This window comes from Nonomuraea rhizosphaerae (genome assembly GCF_019396405.1).
Taxonomy (GTDB): Bacteria; Actinomycetota; Actinomycetes; order Streptosporangiales; family Streptosporangiaceae; genus Nonomuraea; species Nonomuraea rhizosphaerae.
The window spans coordinates 1-10,766 of sequence record NZ_JAHKRL010000119.1; the positions used below are offsets into that span (position 1 = coordinate 1).

Here is a 10,766-nt window from a genome sequence, read left to right on the forward strand (position 1 = left end):
CGCACCACCTGGGTGGTGCGGGGCCGCTCGGACTGCTGTGCTACAGGCTAGCTCTGACCGCCGGCGAGCTTCTCGCGCAGAGCCGCGAGAGCCTCGTCGGAGGCGAGAGCGCCGGCCGCCGGAGCGGACGAGGAGCTGCTGGACGGAGCCTGCGTCTCGCCGCTGTAGGACGAGGGAGCGGCCTCGCCCGCCTCGGCCTCAGCCTTGCGGGCCTCCTCGATCTGCTTCTTGTGCGCCTCGAAGCGGGTCTGAGCCTCGGCGTACTGCCGCTCCCACTCCTCGCGCTGCTTGTCGAAGCCCTCGAGCCACTCACCGGTCTCCGAGTCGAAGCCCTCGGGGTAGATGTAGTTGCCCTGGTCGTCGTAGGTGGCCGCCATGCCGTAGAGGGTCGGGTCGAACTCGACCTCGGTGCCGACGCCCTCGTTGGCCTGCTTCAGCGACAGGCTGATGCGGCGACGGTCGAGGTCGATGTCGATGATCTTCACGAAGATCTCGTCGCCGACCTGGACGACCTGCTCCGGGATCTCCACGTGACGCTCGGCCAGCTCGGAGATGTGGACCAGGCCCTCGATGCCCTCCTCGACCCGGACGAACGCGCCGAACGGCACCAGCTTGGTGACGCGGCCCGGAACGACCTGGCCGATCTGGTGGGTGCGGGCGAACTGCTGCCACGGGTCTTCCTGGGTGGCCTTGAGCGACAGGGAGACGCGCTCGCGCTCCATGTCGACGTCGAGGACCTCGACCGTGACCTCCTGGCCGACCTCGACAACCTCGGAGGGGTGGTCGATGTGCTTCCAGGACAGCTCGGACACGTGGACCAGACCGTCGACGCCGCCGAGGTCCACGAACGCGCCGAAGTTGACGATCGAGGAGACGACGCCCTTGCGGACCTGACCCTTCTGGAGGGTGTTGAGGAACGTCTGGCGAACCTCGGACTGCGTCTGCTCGAGCCAGGCGCGGCGGGACAGGACCACGTTGTTGCGGTTCTTGTCCAGCTCGATGATCTTCGCCTCGAGCTCACGGCCGACGTACGGCTGCAGATCGCGGACACGGCGCATCTCGACCAGGGAGGCGGGCAGGAAGCCGCGCAGGCCGATGTCGAGGATGAGACCACCCTTGACGACCTCGATGACGGTGCCGGTGACGATGCCGTCCTCGTCCTTGATCTTCTCGATCGTGCCCCAGGCCCGCTCGTACTGAGCGCGCTTCTTGGACAGGATCAGGCGGCCCTCTTTGTCCTCCTTCTGGAGAACAAGGGCTTCGACGTGCTCCCCGACCTCCACGACGTCCGCCGGATCGACATCGTGCTTGATCGAAAGCTCACGCGAGGGGATGACACCCTCGGTCTTGTAGCCGATATCGAGAAGAACCTCGTCTCGATCGACCTTGACGACGGTGCCCTCGACGATGTCGCCGTCGTTGAAGTACTTGATGGTCTCGTCGATCGCTGCGAGGAAGGCTTCCTCGGACCCGATGTCGTTGACCGCTACCTGCGGGGTGCTCGAGGTGGCCTCAGTGCTGGACGTCATGTGTGGAATTGCTCCGAACGCGGACAGGATGTCGATGTGGCGGATGCGCGGCAGGCCCTCTTCCGCATCAAGCCGAGGAGTTACGACATCGACGTGACCGAGCGCGAGCCCGCTCCGTCTGAGGCGCGCGCGAGCCCACAGCGCAGCGATCAGCATATGAGACCTTCGCCACGGGGTCAATCCAACCGGGGTGTGCGCACCGGTCAGTAGACCACGAGCTGCCCTCTTCGCTTTGGCGTGATATTACCCTGAAGTTCCTTAGGGATGGAGATGTGGTCGGGGTCACCATCAGCCACAAACCGGTCAGCAGGGTGCTTGCGCAGCCACTCAAGCCAGTACTGCGAGCACCACTTGCGACATTCGCCCTTTTTGCCGTTGCTCTGGATGCGCTGGATGGCGACCGGGTCGAATTTTTTCGCGTAGGGCGAAAGTGACGGCTCGGCCCCGGCGAGGAAGACCCCGGCGAACTTGTACGAGGTGCCGTCCCACGAGCCGCTGCGCGCGATCTTGCGCGGGTGCGGCATCGACCCGAACGGCAGCGCCAGCGTGGTGGAGGGACCGGCGCCCAGCTTCTTCAGCAGCCGCTCGGCCCGGACGATCTGCTCCTTGACCCGCTTCTTCGGCAGCGCCGCCAGGCTGGGGTGCGACCACGTGTGGTTGGCCACCTCGAACCCGTGGCCGATCAGCCACTGCACCGCGGCCGCCTGCTCCTCCCGCTTCTGCAGGCCGAACGGGTAGTGGTTGATCCAGAACGTGGCCACCGGCCGGAACTCCGGGTGTTTGCGCGCCACGCCGAGGATCACCCCGACGGCCGTGTCCGGGGCGGGGTTGCCGCTCGCGTCGAGCCTGAAGTGGCTCGGGTGCCCGTCGTCGAAGGTCAGCACGACCGGGGACCTGCCGGCGGGCACCCGGATGTTTCCGGTGACGAAGTCCTTGGCGGTGATCGGCACGTACCCCTGCTCGGCGAGCTTCTCCAGCTCCTTGCGCAGCTGGCTGGGCGTGCGGTCGATGGAGGCGGCCCGCTTCTTGACGATCCGGTGGTACATCAGGACCGGCACCAGGCCGAGTTCGTTGGCCTTGACCTGCTTGGCGAACTCCGGGGTGGAGACCACCCCGGGCGGCTCCGCGAGCGTGGGCACGGGGTCGGGCGCGGCGGTCTGCTGCGTCCCGGCCGGAGCGGTCTGCCGCATCTTGGCCACCGGCGGCGGCTTGGCGACGGGGGTGCCGGACGACGACTGCAGCAGGAGCCCGATGACCGCCACCGTCACCACCACGATGTTCGTGATGCCGATGATCTTCGGGACAGACGCTGACGATCGCACGGAACTCCGGTGCCACTCGGGGGACATCAATCGGGACAACAGCCCCTCAGCGTAGTCCAGAACCCCGTGCCGGCCGCCGTTCACGATGCGCGGGACCACCCCGTCGTACGATCATGGCCTGCCCCGCGGCACGGGGATAAACATCCGGGCCGATCCGGCGCCCGGCCCGGGAGGACCGGCCCGGGCGTCAGTGCCCCGCGTCCTCCCACGTACGGCCGACGCCCACCGAGACCTCCAGCGGGACCCGCAGGTGGTAGGCGGCGTTCATCTGGTCGCGCACGAGCTGCTTGAGCCCCTCCAGCTCGCCCGGCGCCACCTCGAACACCAGCTCGTCGTGGACCTGCAGCAGCATCCGCGAGGCCAGCCCCTCCTCGGCCATCGCCTGGGAGACGTGGAGCATGGCGACCTTGATGATGTCGGCCGCCGAGCCCTGGATGGGCGCGTTGAGCGCCATGCGCTCGGCCATCTCGCGGCGCTGGCGGTTGTCGCTGGTCAGATCGGGCAGGTAGCGGCGGCGGCCCATGATCGTCTCGGTGTAGCCGTCGGTGCGGGCCTGCGCGACGATGGCGTTCAGGAAGTCGCGCACGCCGCCGAACTCGGTGAAGTACTCCTCCTTGAGCGCCCGCGCCTCGGCCACCGGGATGTTGAGCTGCCCGGACAGGCCGAAGTCGGACAGGCCGTAGGCCAGCCCGTAGTTCATCGCCTTGATGCGGGCCCGCAGCTCGCCGTCGATCTGCTCGGGCGGCAGGTCGAAGACGCGGGCGGCGGTGGCCTGGTGGAAGTCGTGGCCCGACTCGAAGGCGGCGATCAGCGACTCGTCACCCGACAGGTGGGCCATGATCCGCAGCTCGATCTGGCTGTAGTCGGCGGTGAGCAGCGTCTCGTAGCCCTCGCCGACGATGAAGCCCTGCCGGATGCGGCGGCCCTCGGTGGTGCGGATCGGGATGTTCTGGAGGTTGGGCTTCTCCGAGGACAGGCGGCCGGTGGCGGCGATGATCTGGTTGAACGTGGTGTGGATGCGCCCGTCGTCGGTGACCTCCTTGATCAGGCCCTCGACGGTGGTACGCAGCTTGGTCTGGTCGCGGTGGCGCAGCATGATCAGCGGCAGCTCGTGCTCGGTCTGCGTGGCCAGCCAGGCGAGCTGGTCGGCGTCGGTGCTGTAGCCGGTCTTGATCTTCTTGGTCTTGGGCAGGTTGAGCTTGGTGAACAGGATCTCCTGCAGCTGCTTGGGCGAGCCGAGGTTGAACTGCTCGCCGACGACCCGGTGCGCCTCCTCGACCGCCTGCTTGACCGCGGCGCCGAACTCGGCCTCCAGGCCGGCGAAGTATTCGCTGTCGACGGCGATGCCGGCCCGCTCGACCTGGGCCAGCACGCTCAGCAGCGGTAGCTCGACGTCGGTCAGCAGCTGGGTGCCGCCGCGCCCGGCCAGGAAGGTCTCCAGCGAGTCGGCCAGCTCGAGCACGGCGTGGGCGCGCAGCGCCAGGTCCTTGGCGGGGGCGTCCTCGTCGTCGCCGAACAGCGCGGCCTGCCCGTCGGACTCCTGCTCGGCCCGCAGGTCGCGGTGCAGGTAGCGCCTGGCCAGGTCCTCCAGCGCGAACGTGCGCTGGCCGGGCATGGCCAGGTAGGCGGCCAGCGCGGTGTCGCAGCTCAGGCCGCGCAGCTCCATGCCCTGCGCCCAGAGCGCCAGGATGGGCCCCTTGGCGTCGTGGACGGCCTTGGGCTTGCCCTCGTCGGCCAGCCAGGCCCGCAGGGCGCCCTCGTCCGCCTCGGTGAGCTTGACGGGGTCGATGTGGGCGGCCGTGCCGTCGGGTGAGGCGATGGCGATGGCGTCGATGCGCCCGGTGCCGCTGCCGTAGGAGCCCTTGAAGGCCAGGCCCGCGCGGCCCTCGGGCAGCGCCGACAGCCAGCCGGGGACGCGGTCGGGGCCGAGGATGACGGTCTCGACCTCGAAGCCCTGCTCGGGCTCCTGCTCGCCGGTGCCGAGCACCTTGAAGACGCGTTCGCGCAGCTCGCCGCGGATCTGCAGCGTGTCGAACAGCTTGTTGACCTCTTCGCGGTCCCAGGCGCCCTGCTTGAGGTCGCCCAGCTCGCCCTCCAGGGGGACGTCGCGCAGCAGCTCGGTCAGCCGCCGGTTCATCAGGACCTGGGCGACGTGCTCGCGCAGCTTGTCGCCGACCTTGCCCTTGACCTCGTCGACCCGGTCGACCAGCGCGGTCAGCGAGCCGAACTCGCGCACCCACTTGGCGGCGGTCTTCTCGCCGACGCTGGGGATGCTGAGCAGGTTGTCGCTGGGGTCGCCGCGCAGCGCGGCGAAGTCGGGGTACTGGACCGGGGTCAGGCCGTACTTCTCCTCGACGGCCTCGGGCGTGAACCTGGTCATGTCGCTGATGCCGCGCCGGGTCATCAGGACGGTGACGCGCTCGCTGACGAGCTGCAGCGCGTCGCGGTCGCCGGTGACGATCAGCACGTTCATGTCGTCGGCCGCGGCGCGGGTGGCGAGCGTGGCGATGAGGTCGTCGGCCTCGAACCCGGCCTTGGACATGCGCGGGACGCGAAGGGTGTCGAGGAGCTCGAAGATCAGCTGCATCTGCCCGCGGAAGTCTTCGGGCGTCTCGCTCCTGTTCGCCTTGTACTCGGCGTACTCCTCGTGCCGGAAGGTCGGCTCGGAGCGGTCGAAGGCCACGGCGATGTGCGACGGCTGCTCGTCGCGCAGGATGTTGGTCAGCATCGAGGTGAACCCGTAGACCGCCTCGGTGTGCTGACCGTCGGTGGTCATGAGGTTGGCGTCCTTGAGCGCGTAGAACGCGCGATAGGCCAGGGAATGCCCGTCGAGCAGCAGCAGGCACGGGCGGCTGGGGGTCACTTCACTCTTCGGCACACAGGCAGCCTAGTCTCCATCTGCGACAGAAAACCTGAGCTCGAACGACTGGAGGACTCCCCTTGACGCAGATGGACCCGGCCGGCCTCGCGGCGGTGGGCGCCATGTTCGACGGCACGCTGCCCGAGCGGATGGGCATCGAGCTCGTCGAGGCCGCCCCGGAGCGGGTGGTCGGCAGGATGCCGGTCGCGGGCAACACCCAGCCGTACGGCCTGCTGCACGGCGGCGCCTCCGCGGTGCTCGCCGAGACGCTGGGCTCGACCGGGGCGGCGCTGCACGCGGGCCCCGGGCGCGTCGCCATGGGCATCGAGATCAACGCCACGCACCACCGCTCGGCCACCTCCGGCCACGTCACGGGCGTGGCGACGCGGCTGCACGGCGGCCGGTCGCTGGCCACGTACGCGATCGAGATCACCGACGACGAGGGGCGGCTGGTGTGCACGTCGCGGCTGACGTGCATGCTCCGCGACGTGCGGCCCGACATGCGGCCCGGCGGGCGACCCGATGGGCGGCCCGGCGGAGGCTGAGCAGTCGTCCGGCGGGGGTGGGCGAACCCGGCGAAGACCGGATGAAGCGGCGCTCGCCCTCCGGATCGCCCAGACGCCACGCGACTTCCCGTCTCCCTTTGCACAGGTGCCCCTGAGGTCGCTACCGTTGTGACAGCAGAGCCCGCGGGGAGGCCGAGTAGATAACGTGTAAGGCCGGGGAAGCCCTACATGGCCCCAAAGGTCTCCCCGCGGGCTCGTTGATCTTTACCATTTCGTTTCCGGCGGATGCCAGGCGTCTTTCGCGATTTAGCCCCTGACCTGCCCTCTTGTTTCCTCACATGAGTGACACGCAGATGTCACTAATTGGTGACGAACGATACTGAACCGGGCGCGGCCGGAATAAGCTCCCGCCACAGCATCCCAGTTGTGCCTGCGATGCGCACGTGTCGAGATGGAGGGGCACAACCCCGCCTTGACCTATAGGGAGCACCATTGCGCAGAGCCGTGATCGCGTTCACGGCCTTCCTGGGTGGACTCATCTTCCTGCTCGCGGTGCCCGCCCAGGCGGCGGCGCCGGACCAGGGCCTGAGAGGATCACTCAAACTCCAAGGCCAACCAGTGAACGGCGTGAAAATCGTCGTGACCACCGAAAGCGGACAACCCGTCAAGGAGGTCACCAGTAACGCTCAGGGCACGTGGGAAGTCCCGATCACTGATACGGGAAAATACAAGGTAACACTGGACGTCAAGACCCTTCCGCCGAATGCGGAGATCCGCGGCGGTAACGCCGTGCGGACGCCGACGGTCTTCTCGGGCAACATGTCCACGGTCCTGTTCGCGCTGCAGCCCAAGGGCGGCGGCGGTGCCGCCGCCGATACGGGGACCAGCTCGTTCTGGACCCAGGCGGCACAGCTCACCTTCGAGGGGATCAACCTCGGTCTGATCATCGCGCTGGCCGCGCTCGGCCTGTCCCTGATCTACGGCACCACCGGGCTGACCAACTTCGCCCACGGTGAGCTGGTCACGCTGGGCGCGCTGCTGGCGTACCTGTTCAACGTGACGTTCGGGCTGCACCTGATCCCCGCGGCGATCATCGCGGTGATCGTCGGAGGAATGCTCGGCTACTTGCAGGACCGGTTGTTCTGGGGACAGCTGCGCAGGCGCGGCACCGGCACGATCGCCATGATGATCATCTCGATCGGCGTGGCGCTCTTCCTGCGCTACGTGTTCCTGATCTTCTTCGGCGGACAGACCGAGTCGTTCTCCCAGTACACGGCGCAGCCGGGGGTCCAGATCGGCCCGATCTCCGCCGCCCCGAAGAACTTCGTGGCCATGGGCATCGAGCTGGCGGTCCTCATCATCGTCGGCATCGCGCTGCTGCGCACCCGTACGGGCAAGGCCGCCCGCGCGGTGGCCGACAACCCGGCGCTGGCCGCCTCGTCCGGCATCAACGTCGACCGGGTGATCCGCATCATCTGGACGACGGGCGGCGCCATCGCCGCGCTGGCCGGCGTCATGCTCGGCCTGTCGCAGAACCTGAAGTACACGATGGGCCAGGACATCCTGCTGCTCATCTTCGCCGGCGTCACGCTCGGCGGGCTCGGCACGGCGTTCGGCGCGCTGGTCGGCTCGCTGGTGGTGGGCCTGTTCATCCAGGTCTCCACGCTGTGGGTGCCGCCGGAGCTCAAGAGCCTCGGCGCGCTGGCCGTACTGATCATCGTGCTCCTCGTCCGGCCGCAGGGAATCCTGGGCCGTCGTGAGCGGATCGGCTGACGGGGGGAGATCACATGGACTGGATCACGATCATCAGCACCACCGTCAAGGCCGCCATCGGCGTCGAGACGGTCCTGTACGCGCTCGCCGCGATCGGCATCAACATCCACTTCGGCTACACGGGCCTGCTCAACTTCGGGCAGGCGGCGTTCATGGGCGTCGCCGGCTACGGCCTGGCCGTCACGGTCGCGGTCATGGGCCTGCCGTTCTGGCTCGGCATCATCGTCGGCCTGGCCGCCGCGGTGGTCCTGGCCATCGTGCTGGGCATCCCGACGCTGCGCCTGCGGGCCGACTACCTGGCCATCGTCACCATCGCCGCGGCGGAGATCGTCAGGCTCATCTTCCGCTCGGTGGCCTTCAAGGACATCTTCGGCGGTTCCGACGGCCAGCGCGGCTTCTCCGACGGCTTCTACGCGCTCAACCCCTTCCCGGAGGGCACGTACGGCATCGGCTGGTTCAGCTTCAACCACCGGCTGCTGTGGGTCCTGCTCGTCGGCTGGATCCTGGTCGGCATCTCGTGCGGCATCGTCTACCTGCTCATGAAGAGCCCGTGGGGCCGCGTCCTGAAGGCCATCCGCGAGGACGAGGACGCCGTGCGCAGCCTCGGCAAGAACGTGTTCTCGTACAAGATGCAGTCGCTCATCCTCGGCGGCGTCATCGGCTGCCTGGGCGGCTTCGTGTACGGGCTGGCGTTCGCCTCGGTGCAGCCGGACATCTTCGGCACCGAGACGACCTTCTTCGCCTACACGATCGTCATCCTCGGCGGCGCGGCCCGCGTGTTCGGCCCCGTCGTCGGCTCGATGATCTTCTGGGTGCTGCTCGTCCTCGTCAACGGACTGCTCAGCGGCGCGGTCGAGAGCGGGATCATCACGTTCATGAGCCCCGTCCAGGTGGGCCCTGTCCGCTTCATCCTGGTGGGTCTCGGCCTGATCCTCTTGCTCGTCTACCGACCACAGGGCATCTTCGGTGATAAGAGGGAGATAGCAATCGATGCGCGCTGAAACCACCACCGAACGCAAGGCGGCAGCCCTGGCCGCCTTCAAGGACCTCGCCCGCGACCCGGGCGTGCCCAAGCCCGACCCCATCCTGGTGGTCGACAACGTCGTGCGACGCTTCGGCGGCCTGACCGCCGTCGAGGTCGAGCACGTCGAGATCCAGCGCGGTTCCATCACCGCGCTCATCGGTCCCAACGGCGCCGGCAAGACCACGTTCTTCAACCAGCTCACCGGCTTCGACACCGCCGACGGCGGGACGTGGGCGTTCAACGGCAACAGGATGACCGGCGTGCCCGCCCACCGGGTGGCCCGCGCCGGGATGGTCCGCACGTTCCAGCTCACCAAGGCCCTGTCCAGGCTGACCGTGATGGAGAACATGCGGCTCGGGGCCCAGCAGCAGCGCGGCGAGAACTTCTGGCGGGCGCTGATCCCCAGCTCCTGGCGCGGCCAGGAGGACGCCATCACCGAGCAGGCCGAGGAACTGCTGGCCCGCTTCAAGCTCGACACCAAGCGCGAGGACTTCGCCGGGTCGCTGTCCGGCGGCCAGCGCAAGCTGCTGGAGATGGCCCGCGCGCTGATGGTCAAGCCCGAGCTGGTCATGCTCGACGAGCCGATGGCGGGCGTCAACCCGGCGCTCACCCAGTCGCTGCTCGGGCACGTCAAGGACCTGCGCGAGCAGGGCATGACCGTGCTGTTCGTCGAGCACGACATGGACATGGTGCGCGACATCAGCGACTGGGTCATCGTCATGGCCCAGGGCGCCATCATCGCCGAGGGTCCCCCGGACACGATCATGTCCGACGCCCGTGTCATCGACGCCTACCTGGGCGCCCACCACGACGCCCCCCTGTCGGACAAGGAGCTAGAGGAGCAGTTGCACGAGGCCGAGGAGGCTCTGGAAGCCGAGATCGAAGAGGAGACGCAGAAGTGAACGCCGTCCCCGAGTCGCAGGCCGCCGTCACGGATCGCAGCGACCACCTCAAGGGCGCCGAGAGCGCCGTGCTGCGCTGCGACGAGCTGATCGCCGGCTACCTGCCGGGCGTCAACATCCTCAACGGCTCCGACCTGTACGTCGGCGACGGTGAGCTGATCGGCATCATCGGTCCCAACGGCGCCGGGAAGTCGACGCTGCTCAAGGCCATGTTCGGGCTGGTCAACATCCGCAGCGGGACGGTCACGCTGAAGGGTGAGGACATCACGAACATGAAGGCGCACTCGCTGGTCGCGCGTGGCGTCGGGTACGTCCCGCAGACCAACAACGTCTTCCCCAGCCTCACCATCGAGGAGAACCTGGAGATGGGCGCCTTCCAGGTGCCGTCCAAGTTCAGGGAGCGCTTCGAGTTCGTCTCCGAGCTGTTCCCGGCCCTCAAGGAGCGGCGCAAGCAGCGGGCCGGCTCGCTGTCGGGCGGCGAGCGGCAGATGGTGGCGATGGCGCGGGCGCTCATGACCGAGCCGTCGGTGCTGCTGCTGGACGAGCCGTCGGCGGGCCTGTCGCCCAAGCTGCAGGACCTGGTGTTCATCCAGGCCCAGCAGATCAACAAGGCGGGCGTGACGGTCATCATGGTCGAGCAGAACGCCAGGCGCTGCCTGCAGATCTGCCACCGCGGCTACGTCCTGGACCAGGGCCGTAACGCCTACACGGGCACCGGCCGGCAGCTGGCCAACGACCCGAAGGTGATCGAGCTCTACCTCGGCACCCTGGCCAAGGCGTAAAAGATCGCGGAACGGCCAAGGGGCTCCCCATGAGCCCCTTGGCCGTTCTTTAATGAGCGCTGTGAGAC

The 10,766-nt window shown here is 68.1% G+C and carries 8 protein-coding genes; 5 read left to right on the top strand and 3 right to left on the bottom strand.

What is annotated here, in order from left to right; genetic code table 11:
- Positions 1 to 47 precede the first annotated feature (47 nt).
- The 3 genes from rpsA to polA all read right to left on the bottom strand — a co-directional run bounded on the left by rpsA (position 48) and on the right by polA (position 5,729).
- Positions 48 to 1,529, bottom strand: coding sequence for a 30S ribosomal protein S1 (gene rpsA, locus KME77_RS05910; RefSeq protein WP_219462710.1), 1,482 nt, complete (start codon positions 1,527 to 1,529; stop codon positions 48 to 50).
- Positions 1,530 to 1,732: 203 nt separating this feature from the next.
- Complete coding sequence (locus KME77_RS05915) at positions 1,733 to 2,851, bottom strand: polysaccharide deacetylase family protein (RefSeq protein ID WP_308250568.1); 1,119 nt, start codon at positions 2,849 to 2,851, stop codon at positions 1,733 to 1,735.
- 187 nt (positions 2,852 to 3,038) lie between these two features.
- On the bottom strand, positions 3,039 to 5,729 hold the full coding sequence (gene polA, locus KME77_RS05920) for a DNA polymerase I (protein ID WP_219462712.1): 2,691 nt from the start codon (positions 5,727 to 5,729) through the stop codon (positions 3,039 to 3,041).
- Between the two features lie 71 nt (positions 5,730 to 5,800).
- Between polA and KME77_RS05925 the strand changes: the two genes are divergently transcribed.
- The 5 genes from KME77_RS05925 (at position 5,801) to KME77_RS05945 (ending at position 10,698) form a co-directional block, all read left to right on the top strand.
- The gene (locus KME77_RS05925) at positions 5,801 to 6,256 is read left to right on the top strand and encodes a PaaI family thioesterase (RefSeq protein ID WP_219462724.1); all 456 of its coding nucleotides are present in this window, start codon (positions 5,801 to 5,803) and stop codon (positions 6,254 to 6,256) included.
- 453 nt (positions 6,257 to 6,709) lie between these two features.
- Entirely contained in the window at positions 6,710 to 7,990 is a 1,281-nt protein-coding gene (locus KME77_RS05930; RefSeq protein WP_246609238.1) for a branched-chain amino acid ABC transporter permease, read from the top strand.
- A 14-nt stretch (positions 7,991 to 8,004) separates the two neighbouring features.
- The gene (locus tag KME77_RS05935) at positions 8,005 to 8,991 is read left to right on the top strand and encodes a branched-chain amino acid ABC transporter permease (RefSeq protein ID WP_219462714.1); all 987 of its coding nucleotides are present in this window, start codon (positions 8,005 to 8,007) and stop codon (positions 8,989 to 8,991) included.
- Positions 8,981 to 9,916 carry an ABC transporter ATP-binding protein gene (locus KME77_RS05940; protein WP_219462717.1) on the top strand — a complete coding sequence of 312 codons (936 nt, stop codon included), beginning with the start codon at positions 8,981 to 8,983 and terminating at the stop codon, positions 9,914 to 9,916. The genes KME77_RS05935 and KME77_RS05940 overlap by 11 nt, the downstream gene beginning before the upstream one ends.
- Complete coding sequence (locus KME77_RS05945; protein WP_219462719.1) at positions 9,913 to 10,698, top strand: ABC transporter ATP-binding protein; 786 nt, start codon at positions 9,913 to 9,915, stop codon at positions 10,696 to 10,698. The genes KME77_RS05940 and KME77_RS05945 overlap by 4 nt, the downstream gene beginning before the upstream one ends.
- Positions 10,699 to 10,766: the final 68 nt, after the last annotated feature.

What these genes read in the sequence shown, in the direction of transcription:
- rpsA (WP_219462710.1), bottom strand. Translation starts at nt 1,529, where the DNA reads ATGACGTCCAGCACTGAGGCCACCTCGAGCACCCCGCAGGTAGCGGTC.
- KME77_RS05925 (WP_219462724.1), top strand. Translation starts at nt 5,801, where the DNA reads ATGGACCCGGCCGGCCTCGCGGCGGTGGGCGCCATGTTCGACGGCACG.
- KME77_RS05935 (WP_219462714.1), top strand. Translation starts at nt 8,005, where the DNA reads ATGGACTGGATCACGATCATCAGCACCACCGTCAAGGCCGCCATCGGC.
- KME77_RS05940 (WP_219462717.1), top strand. Translation starts at nt 8,981, where the DNA reads ATGCGCGCTGAAACCACCACCGAACGCAAGGCGGCAGCCCTGGCCGCC.